Source organism: Lacibacterium aquatile, assembly GCF_042683105.1.
Lineage (GTDB): Bacteria > Pseudomonadota > Alphaproteobacteria > Elsterales > Elsteraceae > Lacibacterium > Lacibacterium aquatile.
In genome coordinates this window covers 131,986-158,060 of record NZ_JBHUIP010000006.1, presented here as the reverse complement: position 1 = coordinate 158,060, position 26,075 = coordinate 131,986, and the positions used below count along the sequence as shown (strand labels likewise).

At 60.1% G+C, this 26,075-nt stretch carries 20 protein-coding genes; 12 read left to right on the top strand and 8 right to left on the bottom strand.

Going from position 1 to position 26,075, the window contains the following annotated elements; genetic code table 11:
- The first annotated feature begins 20 nt into the window (after positions 1-20).
- The 7 genes from ACFSM5_RS08645 (at position 21) to ACFSM5_RS08615 (ending at position 9,544) form a co-directional block, all read left to right on the top strand.
- Entirely contained in the window at positions 21-899 is an 879-nt protein-coding gene (locus tag ACFSM5_RS08645) for a branched-chain amino acid ABC transporter permease (RefSeq protein WP_379875922.1), read from the top strand.
- Complete coding sequence (locus ACFSM5_RS08640) at positions 886-1,881, top strand: branched-chain amino acid ABC transporter permease (protein ID WP_379875921.1); 996 nt, start codon at positions 886-888, stop codon at positions 1,879-1,881. The genes ACFSM5_RS08645 and ACFSM5_RS08640 overlap by 14 nt, the downstream gene beginning before the upstream one ends.
- A complete protein-coding gene (locus ACFSM5_RS08635; RefSeq protein WP_379875920.1) occupies positions 1,878-2,606 on the top strand; it encodes an ABC transporter ATP-binding protein in 729 nt (242 codons plus the stop codon). The genes ACFSM5_RS08640 and ACFSM5_RS08635 overlap by 4 nt, the downstream gene beginning before the upstream one ends.
- A complete protein-coding gene (locus tag ACFSM5_RS08630) occupies positions 2,590-3,294 on the top strand; it encodes an ABC transporter ATP-binding protein (protein ID WP_379875919.1) in 705 nt (234 codons plus the stop codon). Before ACFSM5_RS08635 ends, ACFSM5_RS08630 begins: the two co-directional genes overlap by 17 nt.
- A 15-nt stretch (positions 3,295-3,309) precedes the next feature.
- Positions 3,310-6,933 carry a hydantoinase B/oxoprolinase family protein gene (locus ACFSM5_RS08625; protein ID WP_379875918.1) on the top strand — a complete coding sequence of 1,208 codons (3,624 nt, stop codon included), beginning with the start codon at positions 3,310-3,312 and terminating at the stop codon, positions 6,931-6,933.
- 19 nt (positions 6,934-6,952) lie between these two features.
- On the top strand, positions 6,953-8,980 hold the full coding sequence (locus tag ACFSM5_RS08620; protein WP_379875917.1) for a methyl-accepting chemotaxis protein: 2,028 nt from the start codon (positions 6,953-6,955) through the stop codon (positions 8,978-8,980).
- Positions 8,981-9,346: 366 nt separating this feature from the next.
- On the top strand, positions 9,347-9,544 hold the full coding sequence (locus tag ACFSM5_RS08615) for a hypothetical protein (RefSeq protein ID WP_379875916.1): 198 nt from the start codon (positions 9,347-9,349) through the stop codon (positions 9,542-9,544).
- A gap of 634 nt (positions 9,545-10,178) precedes the next feature.
- Here ACFSM5_RS08615 and ACFSM5_RS08610 read toward each other — a convergent pair.
- The 8 genes from ACFSM5_RS08610 to ACFSM5_RS08575 form a co-directional block, all read right to left on the bottom strand.
- Positions 10,179-10,301 carry a hypothetical protein gene (locus tag ACFSM5_RS08610; RefSeq protein ID WP_379875915.1) on the bottom strand — a complete coding sequence of 41 codons (123 nt, stop codon included), beginning with the start codon at positions 10,299-10,301 and terminating at the stop codon, positions 10,179-10,181.
- Between the two features lie 148 nt (positions 10,302-10,449).
- Positions 10,450-11,652 carry an acetate/propionate family kinase gene (locus ACFSM5_RS08605; protein WP_379875914.1) on the bottom strand — a complete coding sequence of 401 codons (1,203 nt, stop codon included), beginning with the start codon at positions 11,650-11,652 and terminating at the stop codon, positions 10,450-10,452.
- Positions 11,649-13,049: a bifunctional enoyl-CoA hydratase/phosphate acetyltransferase gene (locus tag ACFSM5_RS08600; RefSeq protein ID WP_379875913.1), complete on the bottom strand. Its 1,401-nt coding sequence runs from the start codon at positions 13,047-13,049 to the stop codon at positions 11,649-11,651. Before ACFSM5_RS08600 ends, ACFSM5_RS08605 begins: the two co-directional genes overlap by 4 nt.
- A 114-nt stretch (positions 13,050-13,163) precedes the next feature.
- Positions 13,164-14,279 carry an ABC transporter permease gene (locus ACFSM5_RS08595; RefSeq protein ID WP_379875912.1) on the bottom strand — a complete coding sequence of 372 codons (1,116 nt, stop codon included), beginning with the start codon at positions 14,277-14,279 and terminating at the stop codon, positions 13,164-13,166.
- Positions 14,280-14,283: 4 nt separating this feature from the next.
- Complete coding sequence (gene rbbA / locus ACFSM5_RS08590; protein WP_379875911.1) at positions 14,284-16,980, bottom strand: ribosome-associated ATPase/putative transporter RbbA; 2,697 nt, start codon at positions 16,978-16,980, stop codon at positions 14,284-14,286.
- Entirely contained in the window at positions 16,977-17,978 is a 1,002-nt protein-coding gene (locus tag ACFSM5_RS08585; protein ID WP_379875910.1) for an HlyD family secretion protein, read from the bottom strand. The genes rbbA and ACFSM5_RS08585 overlap by 4 nt, the downstream gene beginning before the upstream one ends.
- 407 nt (positions 17,979-18,385) lie before the next feature.
- Complete coding sequence (locus ACFSM5_RS08580; RefSeq protein WP_379875909.1) at positions 18,386-20,902, bottom strand: cation-translocating P-type ATPase; 2,517 nt, start codon at positions 20,900-20,902, stop codon at positions 18,386-18,388.
- Positions 20,902-21,744 carry a universal stress protein gene (locus tag ACFSM5_RS08575; protein WP_379875908.1) on the bottom strand — a complete coding sequence of 281 codons (843 nt, stop codon included), beginning with the start codon at positions 21,742-21,744 and terminating at the stop codon, positions 20,902-20,904. The genes ACFSM5_RS08580 and ACFSM5_RS08575 overlap by 1 nt, the downstream gene beginning before the upstream one ends.
- Positions 21,745-22,279: 535 nt before the next feature.
- On the opposite strand from ACFSM5_RS08575, the gene ACFSM5_RS08570 reads away from it, so the two are divergent.
- From ACFSM5_RS08570 to ACFSM5_RS08545, 5 genes are all read left to right on the top strand, one after another.
- Positions 22,280-22,882 carry a helix-turn-helix domain-containing protein gene (locus ACFSM5_RS08570; protein ID WP_379875907.1) on the top strand — a complete coding sequence of 201 codons (603 nt, stop codon included), beginning with the start codon at positions 22,280-22,282 and terminating at the stop codon, positions 22,880-22,882.
- Positions 22,883-23,413: 531 nt separating this feature from the next.
- Positions 23,414-23,800, top strand: a complete 387-nt coding sequence (locus ACFSM5_RS08560) for a hypothetical protein (RefSeq protein ID WP_379875906.1) — start codon at positions 23,414-23,416, stop codon at positions 23,798-23,800.
- Between the two features lie 188 nt (positions 23,801-23,988).
- Positions 23,989-25,143, top strand: coding sequence for a patatin-like phospholipase family protein (locus ACFSM5_RS08555; protein ID WP_379875905.1), 1,155 nt, complete (start codon positions 23,989-23,991; stop codon positions 25,141-25,143).
- 47 nt (positions 25,144-25,190) lie between these two features.
- Positions 25,191-25,616, top strand: a complete 426-nt coding sequence (locus tag ACFSM5_RS08550) for a YeeE/YedE family protein (RefSeq protein WP_379875904.1) — start codon at positions 25,191-25,193, stop codon at positions 25,614-25,616.
- Entirely contained in the window at positions 25,613-26,029 is a 417-nt protein-coding gene (locus ACFSM5_RS08545; protein ID WP_379875903.1) for a DUF6691 family protein, read from the top strand. Before ACFSM5_RS08550 ends, ACFSM5_RS08545 begins: the two co-directional genes overlap by 4 nt.
- Positions 26,030-26,075 lie beyond the last annotated feature (46 nt).

The window sequence follows — 26,075 nt, the reverse complement described above, 5'->3', positions numbered from 1 at the left end:
CATAACGAGAAGTCAGGCTCATGACACTCCCCGCAATCGCCCAGTTGGTGGCCAGCGGCCTGTTGATCGGACTGATCTACGCGCTGATCGCCGCCGGCCTCTCGCTGATCTTTGGCCTGATGGATGTCGTCAATTTCGCCCATGGCGAGTTTCTGATGACCTCCATGTACGTCACGCTCGGCATCTATCTGGCGTTGAACCTCGACCCCATCCTGATCATGCCGGCGACGGCCCTGGTCATGGCGGCCTTCGGCGTCTTCGTCTACCGCGTGGTCGTCCGGCGCGCTTTGGCCGCCAAGGTCAATTCCGGCATGGTGCAGATCTTCGCGACCTTCGGCCTCGGCATTGCCATGCGCGGCATTGCCCAGTTGGTCTGGACCCCGGAATACCGGAGCATCAAGGACAGCGTCGTCGCCGATAAGACCCTGGAGATCGCCGGCGTCTTCCTGCCGCTGCCCCAACTGGCCGCTGGCGGGGTGTGTCTGGTCGCCTTCCTCGCCCTCTATCTCCTGATCCAGCGCACCGACTTCGGTCGGGCGCTGGAAGCCACCCGCGAAGACAGCGAAGCCGTCAGCCTGATCGGCATCGACCGCCACAAGATCTTCGCGCTCGGCTGGGCCTTGGGAGCCGCTGCCGTCGGTGTCGCAGGCGCGATGCTCGCCACCTTCTACTATGTCCATCCAGGGGTCGGTTCGACCTTCGCTCTCATCGCCTATGTCACCGTGGCAACGGGCGGTTTCGGCAGCCTTCTCGGCGCCCTCGCCGCCGGCCTGCTGGTCGGCCTCGTCGAGGCAGGATCGGCTGTGATCATGGCCCCGGCCCTGAAACAGCTTGGCATCTTCGCCCTCTATCTCCTCACCGTTCTCCTGCGTCCGCGAGGCCTCTTTGGCAAACTTTAGCTCCCGCCAACGCCATCTCGCCGCGGCTGCGGTTCTGATGGTGATCCTCGGTCTGCTGCCCCTTGGGATCGGCAGCACGACCATCCTCAACATCCTTATCCTGACCCTGCTCTATGCCGGGCTCTCCCAGGCCTGGAACATTCTGGGCGGCTATTGCGGTCAGGTATCGCTGGGCAATGCTCTCTATTTTGGGATCGGTGCTTACAGCTCAACTTTGCTGCTGACCCATCTTGGCATCTCCCCGTGGCTCGGGATGCTGGTCGGCGGGAGCCTCGCCGCCGGGCTCGCCCTTCTGGTCGGTTGGCCGTTGTTTCGGCTGAAGGGCCATTATTTCGTCATCGCCACCATCGTTATCGCCGAAGGCGCCCTGCTGCTCTTCCAGTCCTGGGACTGGGTCGGTGGAACGCTTGGGATCTATATCCCCTTCAACGGCGACAGCTGGAGCATGCTGCAGTTCCAGACCGCCAAGCTGCCCTTCTATTACGTTGCGCTGGGCTATGCCGCGATCCTCTGGGTCGTCACCTTCCTGATCGACGGCGGCCGCCTCGGCCACTATTGGCGGGCAGTGAAGGATAATGCTGAAGCAGCGCAAAGCCTGGGCGTGAAGATCTTCCCCAGCAAGCTGCAAGCCGTTGCCATCTCGGCCTTCTTCACCGGCGTCGGCGGATCCTTCTACGCCCAGTTCGTCAGCTATATCGACCCCGAAAGCGTGATGAATTTCCAGATCTCGCTGCTGATGACCCTGCCGGCGGTGCTGGGCGGCCTCGGGACTCTCTGGGGGCCATTGGTGGGCGCCGCGGTGCTGATCCCGATCTCCGAACTGACCCGCTCCTACCTCGGCGGCGGCGGCCAGGGCATCGATCTCATCTTCTACGGCGCCCTCATCATGGTGATCGCCCTGCTGAAGCCCGAAGGCATCGTCGGCATCTGGGCAGATTTCACCCGGCGTCGCAGCCTCAAAACCCAAAAGGTGGCGGCATGAGCCTGCTTCGCGTGGATAAAATCTGTCGGCAGTTCGGTGGTCTCGCCGCCAATACCGACGTGTGTTTCACCTTGGAAGAGGGCGAGATCCTCGGCCTGATCGGCCCAAACGGCGCCGGTAAATCCACCCTCTTCAGCATCATCGCCGGTGCCCTTGACCCAACGTCGGGCGAGGTCTGGTTCCAGGGCAAAAACCTGACTGGTCTCGATGCGGCAACCTGCTGCGCCGCTGGCATCGGACGCACGTTTCAGGTGGTCCGCAGCTTCGACAGCCTGACCGTGCTGGAGAATGTGACCGTCGGTGCCTACAACCGCACCAAATCGACCAAGGCTGCCAAAAAACTGGCCGAGGAAACCCTGGAATGGACCGGTCTTGCCCACCGGGCGGATCGCCTGGCGGTTGAGCTGACACCACCGGAAAAGCGCCGTCTGGAAGTGGCCCGTGCGCTCGCAACCCAACCCAAACTGTTGCTACTGGATGAGGTCATGACCGGCCTCACCCCGACCGAAGCACAGGCCGGTGTGGAATTGGTGCGCACCATCCGCAAGCGCGGCATCACGGTGCTGATGGTCGAGCATGTAATGGAAATCGTCATGCCGCTGGTCGACCGCGCGGTGGTCTTGAACTTCGGCAAGGTGCTGACCGAAGGCAAGCCGACCGAGGTCATCAAGAATCCCGACGTCATCAAAGCCTATCTGGGGGACCGCTATGCTAACGGTCACTGATCTTCAAGCCTCGTATCGCGGCCTCGTCGCGATCCAGGGTATTTCCATCGCGGTCGGCGCCGGTGAAATCGTCGCCGTCGTCGGCTCCAACGGGGCGGGCAAATCGACCCTGCTGAAAAGCATCGCCGGTTGGGTGAAGCCGGACAGCGGCGGCGTTTCATTCCTAGGCCAGGATCTACTCTCGCTGCCAGCCCATGGCATCTCGCGCACCGGGGTGGCCCTGGTGCCCGAAGGCCGACGGCTTTTTCCGCGACTGTCGGTCCGGGATAACCTGATGCTGGGCGGCTATACCAAGAAGAAGGGGCCGGAGCGCGATGCGCCGCTGGAGTTCATCTTCTCGCTCTTCCCGCGTCTTGCCGAGCGTCTGGACCAGCGCGCCGAGACCTTGTCGGGCGGCGAGCAGCAGATGCTGGCCATCGGCCGTGCCCTGATGGGGCAGCCAAAGCTGCTGATGCTCGACGAACCCAGCCAGGGGATCATGCCCAAGCTGGTCGACGAGCTTTTGGAAGCGGTCCGCAAGATCCGCGACCGCGGCACCACGGTGCTGCTGGTCGAACAACGGGTCGCGGAATGCCTCGATGTCGCCGACCGCGCCTATGTGCTGCAAACCGGGCGCGTCGCCCTTTCTGGAACATCAACCGAAATCGCGGCCGACGATGGCGTTCGTCGCGCCTATCTCGGCATCTAATCAGAGGAAACTCCCATGCCCGACGGCATCAACCCCGGCCAGTGGCAATTCTGGATCGACCGCGGCGGCACCTTCACCGATGTCGTCGCCCGGCGCCCGGACGGCAGCCTTGCGACCAAGAAGCTGTTGTCGGAAAACCCGGAGCGCTATCGCGATGCCGCCCTGCAGGCAATCCGGGAATTCCTGGATATCGCCGGTAACGCCCCGATCCCGGCGGAGCGTATCGGCGCAGTGAAGATGGGCACGACGGTCGCAACCAACGCCCTGCTGGAGCGCAAGGGCGACCGCACCGCCCTCGTGATCACCAAGGGGTTCGGTGATGCCCTGCGCATTGCCTATCAGGACCGGCCGGAGATTTTCGCCCGCGAGATCAAGCTGCCCGAACTGCTCTATGAACGGGTGATCGAGGTCGATGAGCGCCTGAAGGCCGACGGCACAGTCCTGCGCGCACCGAATATCGATGACACCCGCCGCGATCTGCAGGCCGCCTATGACGCCGGAATCCGCGCCTGCGCCATCGTCTTCATGCATGGTTATCGCTTTCCCCGTCATGAGCAACTGATCGCCGAGATCGCCCGCTCCATCGGCTTCACTCAAGTGTCGGTCGGCCATGAGGTCAGCCCGCTGATGAAGCTGGTCGGGCGCGGGGATACCACCGTCGTCGATGCTTATCTGTCGCCGATCCTACGCCGTTATGTCGATCAGGTGGCAGGCGAACTGGGCGGCACCCGCCTGCTGTTCATGCAGTCGAACGGCGGCCTGACCGACGCCAGGCTGTTCCAGGGCAAGGATTCGATCCTGTCAGGTCCGGCCGGTGGCATCGTCGGCGCGGTGCAATCGACGCTGTCGGCCGGTTTTGGAAAAATGATCGGCTTCGATATGGGGGGCACCTCGACCGACGTCTCCCATTTCGCGGGCGAATATGAACGCGCTTTCGACACCCAAGTGGCCGGTGTGCGGATGCGCGCGCCGATGATGCAGATCCATACGGTGGCGGCCGGTGGCGGGTCGATCCTCTCCTTCGACGGCACCCGTTTCCGCGTCGGCCCTCATTCGGCTGGCGCCAATCCCGGCCCGGCGGCCTATGGTCGCGGCGGCCCGCTGACCGTGACCGATGCCAATGTGATGGTCGGCAAGCTCGATCCCGATTTCTTCCCCAAGGTCTTCGGCCTCGACGGCAATCTGCCGCTCGACCGCGCCGCCGTCACTGCCAAGTTCCAGGCGATGGCCGACGAGATTGCCGCCAAGACCGGCGTCGCGCGTAGCCCGGCCGAAATCGCCGATGGGTTCCTCAAGATCGCGGTCGAAAACATGGCCAATGCGATCAAGGAAATCTCGATCCAGCGCGGCTATGACGTCACCGACTATACGCTCTGCAGCTTCGGCGGTGCCGGTGGGCAGCATGCTTGCCTAGTTGCCGACAGCCTTGGAATGACCAAGGTTTTCCTGCATCCGCTCGCCGGAGTGCTGTCCGCCTATGGCATGGGGCTCGCCGACTTCCGGGTGATGCGCGAAGCGGCGGTGGAGGCAACGCTCGAAGAAGGGATCTTCATCACCCTCAAAAGCCAGATCGCAGCCCTGACCGCCGCCGCAAAACAGGAAATGGCGAGCCAGCAGATCCCCGAAAGCCAGATGACGGCCATCGCCACTGCCCGTCTGCGCTATGAGGGCACCGATGCCTTCCTGGTGGTGGAACTGCCCGAAGGGCCGGATGCCCTGGCCGAAACCATCGCCCGCTTCGAAGATGCCCATCGCCGCCGCTATGGCTTCATCGTCCCTGGCAAGCAACACATCGTCGAGGCCGTGGCGGTCGAACTGGTCGGCGCTATGGAGCGTCATGAGGATGCTGGCATTCCCGCCCGCACCACCGGCACGCCGGAGAAACTGGCCGAGCTGTCGATCTTCACCGCCGGCAAGACCCAGGCAGCGGGGGTCTATGATCGCGACAGGCTGCTGGCCGGCGACAAGGTCCAGGGGCCTGCCGTCATCATCGAGGCGACCGGCACCAATGTCATCGAACCCGGCTGGGAAGCCGAACTGACCGCCAAGGGTCATCTGGTCCTGACCCGCGTGGTGCCGCTGGAACGCAGCCACGCTGTCGGCACCCGTGTCGATCCGGTCATGCTGGAGGTCTTCAACAATCTCTTTATGTCGATTGCCGAACAGATGGGTTCGACGCTGGAGAACACCTCCCATTCGGTCAATATCAAGGAACGCCTGGACTTCTCCTGCGCGATCTTCGATGGCGACGGCAATCTGATCGCCAATGCGCCCCATATGCCGGTGCATCTGGGATCAATGGGCGATTCGGTGAGGGCGGTCATTCGCCAGCATGAAGCGACCATGGCGCCCGGCAATGTCTATGTGCTGAACGCGCCCTATAACGGCGGCACACATCTGCCCGACATCACCGTCGTGACGCCAATCTTCCTCGATGGGCAGGCCGGCCCGGTCTTCTATACCGCCAGCCGCGGCCATCACGCCGATATCGGCGGCATCACGCCGGGCTCCATGCCCCCGACCTCAAAGACGGTCGAAGAAGAAGGCGTGCTGATCGACAATTTCCTGCTGGTCGAGCGCGGCCGCTTCCGGGAAACCGAGATGCGCGAGCTGCTGGCCAGCGGGCAGTTCCCGGTCCGCAATGCCGACCAGAATATCGCCGATCTCGGTGCTCAGATCGCGGCCAACGAACGCGGCGCGATCGAGTTGAAACGCATGGTCGGGCAATTCTCGCTGCCCGTCGTGCAGGCCTATATGGGTCATGTGCAGGATAACGCCGAAGAACAGGTCCGCCGGGTCATCGATGGCCTGAAAGATGGCTCCTTCCGCTACGAGCTCGACGATGGCGCGCTGATCGCCCTCACCGTCACCATCGACAAGGCCAGCCGGTCGGCGAAGATCGATTTCACCGGCACCAGCGCCCAGCGGCCCAACAACTTCAACGCCCCTTCCAGCATCTGCCGGGCCGCCGTGCTCTATGTCTTCCGCACCCTGGTGCCGGACGATATCCCGATGAATGCTGGCTGCATGCGCCCGCTGGAGATCGTCATCCCCGAAGGATCCATGTTGAACCCTCGCTATCCGGCCGCCGTTGTCGCCGGGAACGTCGAAACCAGCCAGGCGATCACCGACACGCTCTATGGGGCACTGGGCATCATGGCGAGCGCCCAGGGTACGATGAATAATTTCACCTTCGGCAACGAGACCTATCAGTATTACGAGACGATCTGCGGCGGCGCGGGGGCCGGGCCGGGCTTTGACGGCACCTCGGCGGTTCATACCCACATGACCAACAGCCGCCTGACAGATCCGGAGATCCTGGAGTTCCGTTTTCCGGTCCTGCTGGAAAGCTTCTCCATCCGCCCCAATTCCGGCGGTGCGGGTCAGCACCGCGGCGGCGATGGTGTCATCCGCCGGGTCAAGTTCCTGGAAGCGATGACGGCGGCAATCCTCGCCAACCGTCGCCGCGTCGCCCCCTTCGGTCTTGCTGGCGGCAAGAGCGGGGCAACCGGGCGCAATTACGTCGATAGAAAAAACGGCAAGCGGGAGGAGTTCGGCGCAACCCACGAGGTCGCGATGACGTCCGGCGACGTCTTCGTCATCGAGACCCCGGGAGGCGGTGGTTACGGCACCCCCTGACCCCTAAAGGACGGCTTCCATGGCACGAATGTTCCTAGCCCTGAATGGCATCACCATCACTCGCCGCATCGCTGTCGGCTATGGCCTGCTGATCCTTCTCATAGCCGCTTTAGGACTCACGTCCTGGGCCGCGCTGGAGAAGATATCCGGCAACCTGCATCGGGTAGAGAAGATCGCCGCCACGAGCACCGCCGCAGCCCAGCTCGATCTGGCTTTGACCAGCCTCTGGCCCCGGATCGATGCGGCAATCCTGACCGGCGGTGATGGGGCAAACAGCCTCATCGAGGATGGCGCCTCCCGCATCGCCACCGTCGACCCCGGCCTGGTGCCGCCCTACCGGGATTATGCCGACAGTGTGCGCCAGACCCTGGCGGTGACCGATAAGCTGACCACCGTGCGTCAGAAGATGCCCGCCGTGGAAGCCGTCTTTGCCCCCGCCGTGAAGGCCGTCGCCGATCACCGCAAGCTGATCTTCGATGCCGAGGGGGTCGCCGCCATCGGCGAACTCGGTACCCGCCTGGACGATGGCATCAAGCAGATCCTGGCCTTGGGCGAGTTGGCCGGTGCGGGCCTCACCCGGGCCAGCGCCCAGCAGTTGCCTCAACGGGCCGAGCGGCTGGTGACCGGCTGGCAGGACGCGCTGACCGCTGCCAAGACGATTGCCGTCGGCGCCAATGGGTCCGAGGAGACCGAGGCCTTCGCCACGCTAATACCTGCAATGGAGGATTATGCCGTCCTGTTGAAGGATAGCAGCGCCCTGCTGATCGAACGCGCCGACCTGCGCCTCGACAAGCTGGCTCCGATCCAGCAGCGGCTGGCCGATATTCTTCGCGCCACATCCGAAAAGGCGCAGGACGAGCAGGCCAGCCTGATCGGCGAGACGACGGAAACTGTGGGCGCGGCAATCCTGCGCTCGATCATCCTGCCATCGGCGGCCCTTGCCATCGGCATCGCTTCGGCGCTCGTCATCGCGCTTTCCATCACCGGTCCCTTGAAATCCATCACCCAGGCGATGCGGGACCTTGCAGCCGGCGACCTCGATGCCCGTGCTGACATGCCGGCCGCCAAAGGGGAGATCGGCGATCTTGCCGTTGCGCTCGGCGCCTTCCGGGCCAATGCCTTGACCCGCCGCGACCTTGAAGCGGCCCAGGCACAAGAACAGCTTGCTCGCGAAGCCCGGTTAGCCCGCATGGACGAGTTGACCCGCACGCTCGACGCCACCGCCCATGGGCTGCTGGCCGAGCTCAGCGGGGCGGCCGACCGTCTGGAAGGCACCGCCCAGTCGCTGACGGAAGTCTCGGTAGAAGCCACCACGCAGAGCGATACCATCGCAACGGCATCGTCAATCGCCTCCCAAAGCATCCAATCGGTTGCCACCGCCAGCGATCAGCTTGATGGGTCGATTGCGGAAATCGCCCGTCAGGCCTCGCTCAGCCAGGCTATCGCCGATGAAGCCAAGGATCGGGCAGAACATGGTATGCAGTCGGTCGGCAGACTGGAGGCAACCAGCCGCAAGATCGGTGACGTCGTGCAGCTCATCAATCAGATCGCCAATCAGACGAACCTGCTCGCTCTCAATGCCACGATTGAGGCGGCGCGGGCGGGCGAAGCCGGTAAGGGCTTTGCGGTCGTCGCATCGGAGGTCAAAACCCTGGCGAGCCAAAGCAGCAAGGCGACCGACGAGATCGCGACCCAAGTGGCCGATGTGCAGCGGGTGGCCGAAGAAACCGCCGAGGCGATCCGCTCCATTTCCAGCGTCGTCGCCCGCATGGCCGGGATCGCCACCAGCATTGCCGGCGCGGTCGAGGAGCAATCGGTCGCCACCCGCGAAATCGGCCAGCAGGCCAGCACAGCGGCTGCCGGCGCCGAAAGCGTCAACCAGTCGCTGGCCCGCCTGCGCCAAGGCAATGACGTCACCTCCAACAACGCGGGGTCGGTCTTAAGTTCGGCACAGAAACTGAACCGCGAGGCCGGGGTGCTTAACAACGAGCTATCCCGATTCCTTGAAGAAGTTCGCACCATACAGGGCGCTCCGGTGGCTGGATAAACCCTTGTACGGGTTAAACCGTACTGTGAGTTCGAATTCCATCCCTTCCGCCAATTACGCTGAAGAGTCGCAGGAAACTCCGGTTCTTCTTCGTTTTCTGACTTCCAGAGGTAAAACAGCAGGATCGGGCGACACACAACCGCGATCTTATGTCGGCCACTGACCGACGAATAATGCCGAACAAGCCATTCAACTTGTTCGGCATTATTAGGAGAGATCTTCGGCTCCGAACGGGGGCGGCGTATTCGATGAAGGTGATTTAATATCCAAAATAAAAAATCAACATTGATGAAGATCAATGATAATCGAGCACTGTGACCATAAATTTCTGTCGTACTGGCTTAGCAAGCCAACGGGAGTACAGCCATGAAGCTCGATATTTATTCTCTGAAATCTAAGCAACCCGACCGCAGAAAAATCTCTGCTCACAGCCTAGCAGCGCTTCGAGACCTCGGAATGAGCGAGGATATAATTGCGCTCTACCGGCAGCAATATTCGGAAACCTCGTCACAGCACGCTTCAGGCTCCGACCTGCGAACCGGCCATCTAAAATGGAAACAATGACCGTGCAGGATGAGAGCCACGCTCGCGATCCGCTGATCGAGGCACTCGTTAGCATCGGCCAGCTGGTCATAATCGTCGAAACTGATATCTCCCGTCTCTTCATTGGCTGAGACCGGGTCTTCAAAAGCAAACGGCCCTACATCGATTTTTCTTTTCTCGAAACAAGGAGATCCTGCTGCGAACTGGAGGTTAGCCTCAGCATGCGCCCTATGATCTCGCCTTCCTGCTGATGGACCACTGGCATCACGGGCTTTTCCAACTGGGTAACATCACGATGAACCGCTACCTAGATGCCACCGGCAATGAGGAGGGCGTCGGATTGCCCCCCCTTTTTCATGTCAGTCCGTGCCGTGGTCAGCGTGACCCTTTCCAGGGGCGCCCTCGCCAACCTAGGCAGAATGAATATCTTCTGTACCGACAAGACAGGTAACCTGACGGAGGGGTCTATCCGCCTGAAAGCGGTTGACGCAGAAGGTGAGCCTTCTGCCCAGGAAAGGCCCATCGAGCCTTGCGACGCTCCGGCCTTACACGAGGCAGACGTCGGTATATCTATCGACAACTCTGTCAACGTCGCCCGCGAGACCGCAGATATTGTGCTGCTGAAGCGCTTTCCTAAACAGCCTGGTTCATCGATTCACTGCTGACGGAAGTGGTGATCCTGCTGATGATGTGCAGCAGCCCCCCCCTTCTGGAAAGGACGCCCGTCCCGCCTGTAGCTGGGGTTGAGCGTCGCCATGGCAGGACTGTGCCTGCTCATTCCCTATCTCCCAGGATATGGGATATTCGGCTTCGAACCGCTCCCCCTTCCGATCCTGATTGGGGTCATCGGAAGCTCGTTTCTTTATGTCGCAGTCACCGAGCTGACCAAATCCTGGCTCTATCGCCAGGAAGATAACGCACATTGATCAGTCAAGCGAAGCTAAGCCTGCAGTCGGCAGGGTAAGGTGCAACACCTCAAGCGCTTCATTAGCGATCACCTGCTCCTCGTTTGTCGGGACGACCAGAACTTCGACACGGCTCTCGGAATTGGAGATCCGCAGGGTCTGTCTGAGGTTTAGCTCATCATTGAGTTCGACACCCAGCCAGCGTATCTGGGCACATACCGATGTGCGAACCGCGCTCTGATGTTCTCCGATTCCGGCGGTAAAGACGATTGCATCAAGTCCGCCGAGACTGACAGCCAGCCTGGCGATTTCCCCGGCGATGCGGAAGGTGAATACAGCCATCGCCTCCTCGGCCTCCGGGCGATCGCTGGCCAGCAGATCGCGGCTATCCGCACTTATCCCCGAAAGGCCAAGCAGGCCGCTCTCGCGATAAAGCAGATGTTCCACTGCATCTGGGCCCTGTTTCTTCAAGAGATGCAAGACGACACCCGGATCGATTGCACCACATCGGGTGGCCATCGGGATGCCGTCAAGGGTCGAAAAACCCATGCTGGTATCCTGACTGACACCATCCAGCATCGCGCATAGGCTTGCTCCACTGCCCAGATGAGCGACGATGGTGCGCCCGCGCGCGGCCCGGGGTGATATTTTGTCAAGAACGCTGGCAATATATTTGTAGGAAAGGCCGTGGAAGCCGTAACGCTTCAGGCCTTGGTCATGTAGCTGTCGCGGCAACGCAAATCGCCGAACGATATCCGACTGCGAACGATGAAAGGCTGTATCGAAGGAGAGAGTCTGAAAGACCTCCGGCCGCATCCGATGAAGGGCATCGAGCAAGCGTAGGCTCTGCGGCTGATGGAGAGGGGCAAGCGGTATAAGTGCCTCCAGGGCCTTGCGGCTATCGTCGGCCAGCAGGACAGGCCCATCGAAACGATCACCGCCATGGACCACCCGATGGGCAATCGCGATAAGGCGGCCAGTATCCAGCAAATCGTCCAGATGCTGCAAAACCTCTCCCAGAACAGCGCGCATATCCTCGGTAATCTTAGATGTAAGGGGATAGCGGCGCTCGACGTCGGTGCGCAGGACCAGTTCCAGCGGCTGTTCTCTGAGATCAAGTATGCCGCTGCCGAGGGGTTCGGCCTGGCCATTCTCGATCTCGAAAAGCCCCAGTTTGACCGTCGAGGAACCAGCGTTGAAGGTCAGCAGTAAGTCGCGCTTCATGCTGTTGCTCCTGCACCGGCACGGAACAGGGCGAGATTCGCCAGCGCGATAGACGCCAGGCGAACCCGTACAGCGTCGGTTCGGCTGGTAAGGATGATGGGAACGCGAGCACCTAGAACGATGCCCGCCGCGTCCGCCCCGGCGAAATAAGTGAGCTGTTTGGCGAGGATGTTTCCCGCCTCGATATCCGGTACCAGCAGGATGTCTGCCTGCCCCGCAACTGGAGAGACAAGAGCTTTGGTCTTCGCTGCGTCCAGATTGATGGCATTGTCGAACGCCAATGGACCGTCAACCTTGGCCCCGGTGATTTGTCCGCGTTGCGCCATTAGGGTAAGAGCGGCAGCATCCAGTGTCGCTGGCATCTTCGGATTGATCGTCTCCACTGCAGCAAGGACCGCGACCAGCGGCTCTTCGCGGCCAAGGGCACGCATCAGGTCGATCGCGTTCTGACAGATGTCCCGCTTCTGTTCCAAGGTGGGATTGATATTGATCGCTGCATCGGTGATGAGCAGCGGTTTGGCATAGGCCGGGATATCCATGAGATAGGCGTGGCTGAGGCGCCGGTCGGTGCGCAGGCCCGAAGTTGGGGCCACCACGGCTTCAAGAAGCTCATCGGTATGGAGGCTGCCCTTCATGAGGGCCGCAACCTGCTGCCCTGATGCCAATGTGACAGCCTGCGCCGCCGCCGCGTGGCTATGGGGTGCATCTTGAATCTCATAGCCAGACGACGACAGGCCTGCCGCTTCAAAAGCCGCACGTATCTTGGCATCAGGACCGATAAGGATCGGATCGAGCAGCCCTTCGCTCTTTCCCTCCGCAACGGCCTGCACCGCCTCGGCCGAGCAAGGATGCACGACTGCCGTGCGCAGCGGCGGCAAAGACTTAGCTTGCGTAATCAAAGCTTCGTATCGATCGTGACGCCTTAGATAGACCTGTGGCAACGGCATCGCGGGCCATTCGATCACGCTCTCAGGTGCAATCACCGTTGCCGAGCCGAGCAGGACCGCTTCCCCCCGCTGATTACGACAGACGGTATCGAGGGTAATGATCCTTTTATCGCGCTGCTTGCCGACAACCGTGACCTCTGCCGTGATTGTATCCCCAGGCAAGACGGGCTGGCGGAACTTGAGATCTTGCCCGAGATAGATTGTCCCCGGCCCAGGCAATCGTGTGCCGAGAACCGCCGACACCAGAGCCGCGGTCCACATCCCGTGGGCAACCACATGGCCGAAGCGGTCATTCGCGGCAAAAACGCTGTCAAGATGAGCCGGATTTCGGTCGCCTGAAACCGTTGCGAAAAGTTCGATATCATCCCGCCCGACGGTCCTGGACAGGGAGGCCTTGGCGCCTATTTCCAGCTCGGCGAATGTATGGTTCCGCAAGATGTCGTCACTCATGGCGGGTTCTCAATTCTGCAGGACTTAGGTTCCGGTCGCATCGACGAGCGGTTGGGATGCCCCCGTTCGCTGACAAGGATGGCGGAGATCGTATCTCACTCAAGATTCGGGACCTTATTGCTGCGCAGCCAGGAAAGCCCGGAAGCGCGTCAGGCTAAAAACGAAGAACAGCAGCCCGATGCCGAAGGTGGCCGCCATCTCGCCCCAGACCACATCGAGGGAAGCCCCGCGGTAGAGAATCGCCTGGGCAAAGGCGACATACTGGGTGGTTGGGGATATGCGGGTGGCCGTCTGCAGCCATTCCGGCATGCTTTCGAGGGGCGTCATGCCGCCAGACAGCAGGTTCATCGGCAGCACGACCAAGATGAACAGCAGTCCGAGTTGCGCCATGGAACGGGCAAGAGTCCCGAGAAAGATTCCGAGCGACGTCGTGAAGAAGAGGTAAAACACCGACCCCGCTAGAAAGAGCCCTATTGAACCAGCAAGCGGCATCCCGATCAGCCAGTGCAGGATGCCCAGCAGCGAGATTGCCGTCAGGACGAGAATCACCAGACCTGTACCAAGAACCTTGCTGAGCATGATCTCGATCGGCTGTACCGGCATGGTTAGCACATGTTCCAAGGTGCCATGTTCCCGTTCCCTCTGCAGCGCCGCACCGGTCAGTAGAACCGAGAGCATGGTAATGTTGGTGATCAACGCCATGGTGCCTGTGAACCAGGCAGTCGCCAGGGACTGGTTGAAAGCCACCCGCACCTGCAGCCCGACTGCGGCCCTGCCCTGTTCGAGCCGTCCCGTCTTGAAGCGGGCGATCTCGTCGGCCACGAGCGACTGGATATAGGTAGCGCCCAACCCCGCCTGCATCAGGGCGGTCGCATCGATCAGTAGTTGGATGGTCGGTGCCCGTCCTGCCGCCAGATCGGCTTGGAAACCTTCTGGAATATCGAGAACAAAGATCAATCGGGCCTGGTCCATGGCCTGATCGATTTCCCCCGCAGTGATCGCGACGGGGGGCTGGAAAAAAGGTGCGCGCAGACTGTCCGTGATCGCCTGGGACAGCGGCGACCGATCACCGTCAACAATGCCGATGGGCGCATTATGCAGATCGTGGGAAATACCGTAGGCCTGGATATAGACCGCTGCGGTAAAGGAGTAGAGGACAAGCCCCAACATGAAGCGGTCACGCCACAGGCTGTGCAGTTCCTTCACAAGCAGCAGCCAAATCACCGACATCGCCTCACGCCTCCTGTTTGGGAAGCAGCAGCGCTGCAACGAGCAGCAGCACCGGCCAGAAGGCCAATGTCTGAAGCACGAATGGCAAAAGGTCAAAAAAACCGAGCCCTTTGGTGAAAGCTCCCACGCTCGCCTTGATGAAGTAGGTCGTCGGGAAAAATGTCCCGATCCAGTATCCGGCCCCCTCCAGAGTAGAAACCGGCTGCATAAGCCCGGAAAACTGCGTCGCCGGCATCATGGTTGCCATGGCTGTCGCGAAGATCGCCGCAACCTGTGTCCGCGTCATGGTCGAGGCAACCAGCCCCAGCGCGGTCGTCGCCAATACATAGGCAAAGGCTGCCAACCCCAGTCCCAGGAAACTCCCCTTGAACCGTAGGCCAAAAATCGTGACGGCCATCAGGGTCATGAGCGCGAAGTTGAGGAAACCGAGGCCAATATAAGGGATCTGCTTGCCGAGGAGATATTCGAGCTTACTTACCGGCGTCACATAAAGGTTAGTGATCGAGCCGAGCTCTTTTTCGCTGACCACGCCTAGGGCCGTCAGGATCGCCGGGATGAAAACCAGCATCATGGCGATGGTAGAGGGCACCATCGCTTCGGCACTCTGGAAGGATTGGTTATAGCGATAACGCGGTTCAACGAAACCCGAAGTCATCTCGCCCCGGCCTGCCTCGGCCAACGCCTGCTGATGAACGCCAGCGACATAGCCTTGCACTGTCTGAGCTCGAAACGGCATGGCGCCATCGACAACCACTAAAACTTCGGTCGGCCGCCCTACCCGGCTGTTGGCACCGAACTGCGGCGGGATTTCCAGGCCAAGAGTGATGTCATTGGCCTGCAGCCTTCGTTGCAGATCTTCGGGACCATCCACATCCCCACGACGGACGAAATAGGAAGAATGGCCAAAAGCGTCGATGTACGCGCGACTCTCCGGTGTTCCGTCGCGATCGAGAACGGAGAAGCGAAGATGATCGACGTCGAGCGTGATCCCGAAACCGAAGATCAGCATCAGCAGGGCCGTCCCGCCAAGAGCAAAGGCCAGCCGGATTCGATCACGCAGCAACTCGATCGCTTCGCGCCGCGAATAGCTTAAACAACGAGCCAGCGAAAACAGACTTGCTTTGGGAGCACTCTTAATTTTCGACCCGGAAAGCCCTATCACAGCAGGAGTTTCCTGCTGCTCCATATAGCTGATGAAGGCATCATCAAGGGACGTAGCCTGCCGGGCTGCCTTGAGTTCGTCCGGCGTTCCAGTCGCCAGCACCCGCCCCGCATGCATGAAGGAAATACGATCGCAACGCTCTGCCTCGGCCATGAAATGGGTCGAGATAAAGATTGTGATTCCCTTTTCCCGCGAGAGTCGGCGCAGCTGAGCCCAGAACCCGTTCCGTGCCACCGGGTCGACCCCCGATGTCGGCTCGTCGAGAATTAGGATATCCGGTTCATGCAATACCGCCACCGCAAGCGACAAGCGCTGACGCAGGCCAAGCGGCAGGTCGCCGGATCGGGAAGAAAGGTAGCGCCCTAAATCGAATTCCTGCGCGAGAGCTTCAATGCGCTGTTCCTTTTCCTTGTCCCTGAGACCATAGAGACCGGCATGGAGATCGAGGTTCTGTTGCACGGTCATCTCGCCATAGAGCGAAAAGCTCTGCGACATATAGCCGATACGCCGGCGCTGCCTGAGATCGGCACTATCGACTGGTTCTCCGAAAAGCCAGGCATTGCCTTCACTGGGCGGCAGCAGGCCAGTCAGCATCTTCATTGTGGTCGACTTGCCGCAGCCGTTCGACCCGAGGAAACCAAAGATCTCACCCTGCCGGATCGAGAGGCTCACCCGATCGACTGCAACAAAATCACCAAACCGGCGGCTGAGATTGTGGGATTCGATAGCAATCGGAAGGTCTTCGTTCAAAGGAAGAATACCTGTCGTTCCCCCATCGCCGCGCCGGTCGGCAGGCAACAACTCGATGAAGGCCGCTTCCAGGTTATCGCGACCAGTCCGCTGCAGCAGGTCGATGGGCGAGCCGTCGGTCAGAATTTTGCCCTCGGCCATGAAGATGATCCGCCCGAACCGGCGCGCCTCATCCATATCCGAAGTTGCAACCAACAGTGAAAGGCCCGGTCGTGCCTGCCGGATGCGGTCCACGAGCTCCCAGAACTGCTTGCGTGAAAGCGGATCGACCCCGGTTGTCGGTTCGTCAAGGAGGAGAAAATCTGGGTCGTGGATCAATGCACAGCACAGCCCCAGTTTCTGCTTCATCCCTCCCGACAATCGCCGCATCAATCGGTCGGCAAAAGGGACAAGTGCCGTGGCGGAGAGGAGCTCTGCAATGCGGGCTTCAGCATCGGCCTTTGTGAGGCCGAACAACCGGGCGAAAAACTCGATGTTCTCCCGCACCGAAAGATTGGGATAGAGATTCCGGCCCAGCCCCTGGGGCATGTAGGCGACGCGCGGTTGCACAGCCGAACGCGCGCGCCGATTCGCCATGTCCGCCCCCAGCATGAGCACCCTGCCGTCCTGCAGCAGTTTGGCACCAGCGATCAGAGCCAGCAGGGTTGATTTGCCGACACCATCGGGGCCGACGAGAGCCGCCGCCTCCCCCGCTCGCAGGCCAACGGAAACACCATCCAGCGCCAGCGATTTGCCGTAGGAATGCCGGACATCGATGGCTTCGAGACTGAAGGCTAACGCCGCGGTCATTGCCGGGCCGCTTCCTTGACGAGATCCGAATCGAGCCAGTTCGGCCAGACCAACTCGACGCGCTCCTTGAGATAAGCAACGCCTGTTACGCCAGTCTTAACCTGATCGATATGAGCCTCCACCAGCCGATTGGGCACACGGAGCTTGGCTCGGAAGACCATCCGGTCCCGTTCGCTCTGAGTTTCGACCTGTTTGGGAGTGAATTGCGCGCGCGTCGAGATGAAAGCCACGCTGGCCGGGATTGCGCGGTCCGGCAGCGGGTCGACGATCACCCGGGCTTCCTGGCCGATCGCGATTTTGCCCGCCAGAGCCGACGGCAGGAATACCGTCATGTAGACATCTGAAAGATCAAGCAGAGTGAGGATCTTTCCACCCGTGCCAATCACCTCTCCGGGCTCGGCAAGCCGGTACAGCACGCGTCCGGCCCTTGGGGCCGCTAGCGTGCCATCGGCCACCTGGCGCATCAGGCGATCTGCCTCCGCCTCGGCCGCCAGGATAGCGGCATCGGCTGCGGCTTGGCTGCTTCTCGCCGCTTCAAGAGCTGCAAAGGCCGTGCTCCTGATCGTCCGGCTCTGGTCCACCTTCTGAGCCGTGGCGAAACCCTTGGCGAAGAGAGCCTGGGTCCGCTGCTGCTCCTTATCGGCGAAAGTCAGCTCGCCCTGCCGCTGGTCAATCAGGAAATTAGCCTGGCGCTTCGTCTCTTGTGCGCGGGTCACCTGAGCCTGCGCAGCACGCAGAGCAGCGGCAGCCTCTGTCACATCCATCCGGGCGACCACCTGGCCAGCCTGAACATAAGCCCCTTCGTCATAAAGGACTTCGGCGACCCGACCGCCGTATTTGGCGGCAACATCGATCTCCGTCGCCTCGATGCGGCCATTCGCGGAGATGAAACCCACGGGGATGTCACGGGGGTCGAGCCAATACCGATAACCGGCAAAACCGCCACCGACCACAATGGCGGCCCCAACAATCAACAGTGCAAAGGATCTAAGGCGCATGGGGGGTCCAGGCAATCAGGAGTATTGTCACTCACTAAGCCCTGAAGTAACGCGGTCGGTCGTTGACCTGCGTCAATGTCGCGCCACCGCCATCTCGCTGAGCCCGCCCAGGTAAAAGTATTGCTGGAGCAGGCTATCCGGCCTGGGTTGGCTTTCGGCTACGACAGCGGCAAAGTTTTTCAGTCCATTTTTTCACTGGCAAATCGGCCCGGATCATTGTGACCATGGGGATGCCCTCGCTCCTCTATCGCTGGTGGCACGGCGCTCAGGCTATCCGTGGACTGAAACCCAGCACCATCGAGTTTGTCGGCTGTTCACCAGTCCACACGACCCTGTTCGAAATGGTGGAAGCGGCCGACGATGAGCGTCAGAAATCTTGGACCAATAACGCTCGAAGCTTTGGTGCATCAGGCAAATAGCTTCTTACCGATGACCAGCAACAACAACACGCCCAATGCCGCAACGGCGGAAATACCCGCATCGGCGAGCGTGATTGCGCCAAAACCGAACAACTGTCGCAGGAATGGGACCGTCAGCATGAGCCCGACCAACGTCACAGCCACCATCGCAATGATCAGCAGGGGAAGGTTCGGCCGGACAATCGAAGTGATCAGCGAGCGGCTGAAGGTACGGTCCTCAATGATCAGCACAAGGTTGATCATGACGAGGCTGACAAACGCCTGACCGCGAGCGATATCGGCCGGCAGATCCCGGTAGATCGACGTCACATAAACCGCAGAGACCGCGAGCAGAGCGATCATTCCCTGGGCTAGGTGACTAAGGATAAGCTTCATTGGCAACAAGGGCTCGTCTGCCGGGCGAGGCGGACGCTTCATGATGTCGTCCTCAGCCTTTTCCGCCTCGAAAACGATAGAGCAGACTGGATCGATGATCATTTCCATGAAGGCAATATGAATCGGACCAAGCATCGGGGGTAATCCGAAAGCCAACGGCAGAAAAGCAAGGCCCGCGATGGGAACATGCATCGCCAATACGTAACCCATCGCTTTGCGCAGATTATCGAATATTCGACGGCCGAGCTTGATCGTACGGACGATCGAGTTGAAATCGTCATCCAGCAATACGATAGCCGCCGCCTCCCTCGCCACATCCGTACCGCGCCCACCCATCGCAATGCCGATATGGGCAGACTTCAATGCTTGGGCGTCATTGACACCATCGCCCGTCATCGCGACTACGGCACCCTCGGCTTTCAGGGCATTGACGATGCGGAGTTTTTGCTCGGGCAGTATCCTTGCGAAGATCGACGCTTCTTGAAGAAGACGCCTGAATTCCTCCCCTGTAGCCCCCTGCAACTGCTTACCGGTCACCGCCGAACCATACGGAAGTCCCGCATCCCGGGCGATCGCCGTCGCCGTTTCCGGATGATCGCCAGTAATCATGATAAGGCGGATCCCGGCAGATCGGCAGGCTGCGATCGCCTCACGAACACCCGGCCTGATCGGGTCAACGAGACCGATCAGGCCTTGGAAATCCAAAGGTATAGCTTGCAGCTCGGTCAGTTCGTCGGCCACACCTTCTGCCTGTGCCAGAGCCAGAACCCTGAGGCCGCGCGCGGCCATGCTTGCCGCGATTTCCAGGAGATGATTTCGTGCATCGACCGTCAGGTCGCAGAATCCAAGAACCGTCTCAGGAGCGCCTTTGACTGCCAACCTCGACACTTCTGCCATTGCTTCGAACCACAATCGCCCCATGGCGGGAAGGTCCGAGGTTATGGGAAACTCCCTGATTGGCTGTCCCCAAGCAGCCTCAACCGAACCCGACCGGCGAAAGATCGCCTGTTCCATCGGATCGAAGCTTGCCTCCCGACTTGCGGCAGCGGCCAACCCCAATAGCCATCCCGACTTACGCCGATCTCCCCCCTCTGGCTGGTCGAAAGCAACGGGTAACCCCAGCTCGTCACGTAATTCCACCACCTCCATACGGTTCTCCGTGAGGGTCCCCGTCTTATCGGTACAAATCACGTTAGCGGACCCTAGGGACTCGATAGCCGCGGCCTGCCGGGTCAATACCCGTGCCTTGGCGATACGAATGGCGCCCATCACGATGAAAACCGTCAGGATCAGCGGGAATTCTTCTGGGAGCAGAGCCATGGCCTGGGCTATGGCCGCCAGAGCAGCCTCCTTCCAAGAGAGGCCCGAGAGTCCGTACCCCAGCGCCATCGTAAGGCTTAGCAGGACGGCCATGATGCCGAAGATCCGCACCAGCCGTCGGGTCTGTTTTTGAAGTCGAGGCGGCTCACGGTCTATCTGACCGATACCGACACCAATCCTGCCAAGTTGAGTGTGCTCGCCTGTTTGCCGGACAACGGCACGCCCCTGCCCTCGGACCACCAGTGAACCTGAGAAGATTCGGAAACGATCCTCTGCCGATCCCAAAGAGGTTTCGAAGGGTGCAGTTGTCCAGGCGCGTTTGCCAACCGGCACCGATTCACCTGTCAGCAGAGACTCATCGACCGTCAGATCGACAGCCGTCATCACGTCGGCATCTGCCGTTACGCGGTCCCCCTCGCCGACTATAAGCCAGTCACCACGCACCACATCGCGCGAAGGGATGCGGCGGGCCGTGCCATCGCGGATCACGAGTGATCTGGGGCTAGACAAGTCTCGGAGCGTCCTGATTGTTCGCTCGGTGCGAATCTCTTGGGCGACAGTGATAGCGACCGACAGCGAAGCAAAGCCGAAAAGAACCGCAGCCTCGAAAGGCGCCCCGATCAGGAAGTAGACCGCTCCCGCCCCAAGCAGAAGGATGAACATCGGCTCCCGAAGGGTACCCAAAACAAGATACCAGACCGCTCGACCTCTATCCTGGCCCAGTTCATTTGGCCCCTCCCGGAGAAGTCGCTCCTGCGCCTCTCGCTCCGTTAGCCCGCCCCCATCCTGCGAAACATGTACCTCGGCCATTAGTGAGAAAACAGGCAAGGTATAGGGCAGATGTCCATCAGATCGCGCGTGACCCCACCGAACATCCATTCTCGCGTGCGACTATGCCCATAAGCCCCGCAGACGATCATGTCGGCAGAGACCGCCGTTGCTGCCGATAAAAGCTTGGCAGGTACTTGCGAGTCGGAGGCACCCTCGGCCCGAACCACCGCTTCGACACCATGACGTTTCAGATAATCCACCGCATCGCCATAGTCGTCCGGGTCGCGACCGTATGCGGCAAGATGAACCATCTCGGCCCTTTTCAGAAATGGCAGGGCGTCATGGACTGCGCGCCGCGCCTCGCGGGTGTTCTTCCAGGCGATTAATATTCTTTCCGCAGAGAATTTTGGGGCCACGTCAGGAAGCAGGAGGACGGGACGGCCCGCGCGCATGATGAGATCCTTGGGATCGAACATCATAGGCGCCAGGTTATCCTTCAGCAGTCGGGACGCCACAGTGAGATCCGCCGAGCAAGTCATCTCATCGATAAAATCGATCGTCTCGGAGGTATCCGTTCGCCAATCGATATTCGGATAAGCGCCGACATGCCGGCGGAAAAGTTTCTCGGCATCATCCAGCTCTTCTTTGATCCGGACCTTCTCCTGCCGCAAAAGCTCGTGGACAACCTGGGCATTCCGATCGCCATACCAGGGAACGGTCGGAGCTTGAGCGGCCACGCCGATGAGCCGGCTACCGTAATGTTCTGCAAGGCTAGCTGCATAGTCGAGTCGGCCGGCGGCAAGGCTCCCAAGATCGACCGGTACCAGAACGCTGGTGCATACTCCAACCTCCGGGGCGGAGATATTCGTCGTGGTGGGCATTCAGACCTCCTCGGCGCAGGATAGAATGCTAAAAATATAGCAGTTCTTTCCCATACCCGCCTTGACGCACGTCAATGCCGGCACGCTGGAACTACGGTGCATCTGAGAATACCAGCAACCTGTCGATCGGAGTTTTCCTAATAGCGCCTAGTTCCGCGCAGACCCGCAAGATGACGTGACGGTCGACTGCGCCACCGTCACAGAGGCCTGTTTCCCGCCCGACGGTCTGCCGGTCAGGATCGGAGGATAAACAAGCATCGGCGGCGGGTTTAAACTCTAAGCTTAATCTGCTGGACTAGTATCTCTTGGGTCTCAAAGAGATTAAGCTCCGTGCGCCCAGGACTGCTGGGCGTTGCGGGAGACAGGGATCATGGGAAATCTGGCGCCGCGCTCACTCCACGAGATAACGTCGTCGGTATTCCATAAGGCTCTTCCCCAAGGCCGCTTCCAACATTGTCTGAATTGCATAGCGCGCCCCAGGTCGGTCTGCGCTGGTGTTCCTGATAAGGATATTCAGCGACTGCGAGACAGTGCCGTGGACGTGAAGCTTTCAGCAGGCTCCACACTTTTCATCGAAGGCGACAAAGCTGATCACCTTTACAACATCAGCCACGGTTGCATCAGAATTCACAAGCTGCTGCCGGACGGCCGCAGACAGGTGATCGGTTTTCTCACGACAGGTGACTTTCTGGGCTTTGCCGTTCGTGACGGCTATGCATATAGCGCCGAAGCCGTCACGAACACCAAGCTTTGCGGCTTCTCCCGAGTGAAATTGGAGCATTTGCTCCAAGCCTTCCCCGCCATGGAAAAACGGCTGCTGGGCATCGCCGCCAATGAACTGGCTGTGGCACAGGACCAGATGCTTCTGCTGGGGCGCAAAACAGCGGCCGAGCGCCTAGCGAGTTTTCTGATTGCTTTTAGTGATAGGCTTCTAAAGGCCGACCTGCCGATCTCTCCTATCGTCCTCCCGATGGCACGGTCGGATATCTCGGACTATCTGGGGCTGACCAACGAGACTATAAGCCGGACCTTTACACGTTTCCGTAAGCTCGGACTGATCGAACTGAACAATGCTGAAACGATCTACATCCGGGATATGAAAAGGCTCCGGCGAGTGGCAGGCGGCGAAGAACCCTAACAAGAGCCGTTGATCCGGATCACGGCAACGCGTCGCCGCAACTCCTACTGTGCCCATCGCAACAGATGGGGACTTCCCATGGATCGCAAGATGCGCGCCGCCGTCGTCAGGGCCTTTGGCCAGCCCCTCGCTGTCGAGGAAGTTCCCATACCCCGCCCCGGTCCCGGCGAAGTGCTCGTCCGAGTTGTGGCTTGCGGTGTGTGCCATACGGACCTCAACGCCGCCAATGAGCGATTTTCCAGCCTTTGCCTGTAAGCTGCCCTGATAAGGGCCGCAGATATTTTCGCTCGATAATCCGACACGTCAAGTGGGGTCGAATTTTTCAAGATCGTGGAATCGAGTCCACAATCCAGACCTTGCGTTTGAACAGGGCAAATGCGGCTTTAGACAATTTGCGCCACAGGCGTCTTATCGGAGCCGCGGTTATTTGTCATGAAACTGGTTGATCCGCATCAATGTGGATAGGTCAGAAACGCGCTTCACTGTCAGGGTCGAGACCGGCATAGGTCGGTCGCTGCACAGGAGATACAGATGACGGAAGCTGCGCACCATACTAAGCCCGCCCGCCCCATGCCGTTCGCCATCGACTGGAAGGGCGAAGGCCCACGCCAATACGACAATTGGCAGAAAGTCTTTCAGGGCTGGGCCGACACCACCAATGAGCTCTGGACGGCCCAGGCGGACCAAGCCAACGAAGGCCTGAAAGCGATCAATAAGGAACTGGCTGAATTCTCTGCAGCAAAGAGCCCACGCGATCTCGCCCACCGTTTGCTTAACGTGCAACGGCACGCCTTTACTGGCTGGATCCGCTCGATGCGGCTTATCAACGACCACATGGCGAAATGCTGCTTCGATACCGCCAACTGCGCCTGCGACCTCGCCTCGACCGAGGGCCTGCCAGCGAAGCCCCAAAACTGACCTCAGACCGCCAGGAAGTATGAACTTCCTGGCGGCTTTCCTTTCAAAACTTCAGGTACCGGCGTCGCCCTGGATCAGTAGCCAACCTGGCCTCCTCGGCCACTAAAGGCTAAAACCACGCAGGGTGAACGTCGGTGTTACTGCCGACAGACCGCTCTCTGCGTATCGACCTATTTTCGAGGGATAGGATGAAATCGAAAAATGGCACGGTGCGGCACCATCGCCCGCCCTATGATTGCATCGCTTTGCTGCTACAGGGCGGGGGAGCCCTTGGAGCCTACCAACCCGGGGTTTACCAAGCCCTCGCCGAGCAGGGCATCGAACTCGACTGGGTGGCCGGCATCTCCATTGGCGCCATCAATGCGGCGTTGATCGCGGGTAACGCCCCGGCGGTGCGAATTGAAAGGTTAAAGGAATTTTGGGAGGCGGTGACGATGCCGGTTCCTTGGCAATGGGCCGACTATCTGACACCGGCCATGATACGAGGGGATGTTGCCCGCGATTTCGTCAACCGGGTAAATGCGTTCGACGCCATGACGTCCGGTGTACCAGCCTTCTATTCACCGCGTATCCCTCCGGCCTGGCTCCAGCCCGCCGGCACCATCGAGGCAACTAGCTATTATGACACCCGGGATCTGCGGGCCACGCTGGAGCGACTCGTAGATTTCGAGCGGCTGAATTCCGGCGCGATGCGTTTCAGCGTCGGCGCGGTCAATGTGGCATCGGGCAATTTCGTCTATTTCGACAACAGAACCCAGCGGATCGGACCGGAGCATATCTTGGCCAGCTGCGCTCTTCCGCCCGGCTTTCCGGCGGTCGAGATCGACGGGCAGTATTATTGGGACGGCGGGCTCGTCTCCAACACGCCGCTGCAATGGGTGCTGCAACATGGCCCACGCCAGGACACCCTCGCCTTCCAGGTCGACCTCTGGAGTGCACGTGGCGAGTTTCCGCCATCGCTCGCGAATGTCGCGACCCGGCAGAAGGAAATCATGTTCTCCAGCCGGACCCGTGAAAACGTCGACCAGTTCGTCGAGACCCAGCAACTGCGGCATGCTGTTTCCAAGCTCCTGACCAAGCTTCCTCCGGAGCTTCGCAACGATGAAGAGGCGCATTTCCTCAAGAAATTCGGCGACGACAAAGTCTACCGGATCGTGCATCTGATCTGCCGGGCCAAACGTTACGAGGGCGAATCCAAAGACTATGAATTCTCGCGCCTCTCAATGCAGGAACATTGGCAAGCTGGATACAACGATGCGATCCGAACCTTACGCACACAAGGGGCCCTCGACCGGCCCACAAATATCGAAGGTGTAGCAACCTTCGATATCGGTAATAGCTAACGGCATCAATGTGTCCCGCACTCATATTCCGAAGGCGTCATTAGATCATGTTTACCAATCTCATGTTGCCTGCCATCGGCGGGCTCCTGATCGGTCTTTCGGCCGCGCTATTCCTGCTCCTCAATGGCCGTATCGTCGGCATCTCTGGATTGGCGGCCCAGGCTACCGGGCTTTCACGCGAAGGCTCGCTCCCGATCGCCGTAGCATTCATCGTAGGCATGCTTGGCGGAACCTTCATCGTCCGTTACTTACTCGGCTGGCCCACGATCGAAATGGATGTTTCGTGGCCTATCCTGATTATCGGGGGATTGCTGGTCGGGTATGGAACAAGGCTCGGCTCGGGCTGCACCTCTGGCCATGGGGTTTGCGGACTGGCGCGCTTTTCCACCCGCTCTATCGTCGCAACCGGTGTCTTCATGTCGACAGCAATCATCACTGTCTTATTAATCAAACTTATCGAGGGCCGGCTATGAAGCTTCTTCTGAGCGCACTCGTCTGCGGTGCCCTGTTCGGCAGCGGCCTCGTCATCTCCGATATGATCAATCCAGCCCGGGTTCTAGGATTTCTCGATCTGACAGGAGACTGGGATCCGGCCATGCTTGTTGTCATGGGTGCGGCGCTGATCCCCTCCTTTCTTGCCTACAAACTTAAAGCCGGCTTGCCGACCCCGCTCTTCGATCCACGCTTCCACCTACCTACTCGCAAGAACATCAACGGCCGGTTAGTCTTTGGGGCGATCCTCTTCGGCATCGGCTGGGGTCTGATAGGCTTATGCCCTGGCCCAGCACTTGCCGCTTTGACCACCGGCAGATGGGATGTCGCGGTGTTTGTCTTGGCGATGGTTGCCGGTTTTGCAATTTATCGCCGAACCTCCGACACGCCTTGACGTTACATGATTGGAGGTGTTCTGCCTTTTTGCCCCGCCACGACAA

Excerpts from the sequence above, each read along its gene's own strand:
- ACFSM5_RS08610 (WP_379875915.1), bottom strand. The coding sequence starts at position 10,301 with ATGAGCAGGCACAGTCCTGCCATGGCGACGCTCAACCCCAGCTACAGG.
- ACFSM5_RS08555 (WP_379875905.1), top strand. The coding sequence starts at position 23,989 with ATGAAATCGAAAAATGGCACGGTGCGGCACCATCGCCCGCCCTATGAT.
- ACFSM5_RS08585 (WP_379875910.1), bottom strand. The coding sequence starts at position 17,978 with ATGCGCCTTAGATCCTTTGCACTGTTGATTGTTGGGGCCGCCATTGTG.
- rbbA (WP_379875911.1), bottom strand. The coding sequence starts at position 16,980 with ATGACCGCGGCGTTAGCCTTCAGTCTCGAAGCCATCGATGTCCGGCAT.
- ACFSM5_RS08605 (WP_379875914.1), bottom strand. The coding sequence starts at position 11,652 with ATGAAGCGCGACTTACTGCTGACCTTCAACGCTGGTTCCTCGACGGTC.
- ACFSM5_RS08635 (WP_379875920.1), top strand. The coding sequence starts at position 1,878 with ATGAGCCTGCTTCGCGTGGATAAAATCTGTCGGCAGTTCGGTGGTCTC.
- ACFSM5_RS08620 (WP_379875917.1), top strand. The coding sequence starts at position 6,953 with ATGGCACGAATGTTCCTAGCCCTGAATGGCATCACCATCACTCGCCGC.
- ACFSM5_RS08580 (WP_379875909.1), bottom strand. The coding sequence starts at position 20,902 with ATGGCCGAGGTACATGTTTCGCAGGATGGGGGCGGGCTAACGGAGCGA.
- ACFSM5_RS08575 (WP_379875908.1), bottom strand. The coding sequence starts at position 21,744 with ATGCCCACCACGACGAATATCTCCGCCCCGGAGGTTGGAGTATGCACC.
- ACFSM5_RS08545 (WP_379875903.1), top strand. The coding sequence starts at position 25,613 with ATGAAGCTTCTTCTGAGCGCACTCGTCTGCGGTGCCCTGTTCGGCAGC.
- ACFSM5_RS08625 (WP_379875918.1), top strand. The coding sequence starts at position 3,310 with ATGCCCGACGGCATCAACCCCGGCCAGTGGCAATTCTGGATCGACCGC.
- ACFSM5_RS08645 (WP_379875922.1), top strand. The coding sequence starts at position 21 with ATGACACTCCCCGCAATCGCCCAGTTGGTGGCCAGCGGCCTGTTGATC.
- ACFSM5_RS08550 (WP_379875904.1), top strand. The coding sequence starts at position 25,191 with ATGTTTACCAATCTCATGTTGCCTGCCATCGGCGGGCTCCTGATCGGT.
- ACFSM5_RS08615 (WP_379875916.1), top strand. The coding sequence starts at position 9,347 with ATGAAGCTCGATATTTATTCTCTGAAATCTAAGCAACCCGACCGCAGA.
- ACFSM5_RS08600 (WP_379875913.1), bottom strand. The coding sequence starts at position 13,049 with ATGAGTGACGACATCTTGCGGAACCATACATTCGCCGAGCTGGAAATA.
- ACFSM5_RS08595 (WP_379875912.1), bottom strand. The coding sequence starts at position 14,279 with ATGTCGGTGATTTGGCTGCTGCTTGTGAAGGAACTGCACAGCCTGTGG.
- ACFSM5_RS08630 (WP_379875919.1), top strand. The coding sequence starts at position 2,590 with ATGCTAACGGTCACTGATCTTCAAGCCTCGTATCGCGGCCTCGTCGCG.
- ACFSM5_RS08560 (WP_379875906.1), top strand. The coding sequence starts at position 23,414 with ATGACGGAAGCTGCGCACCATACTAAGCCCGCCCGCCCCATGCCGTTC.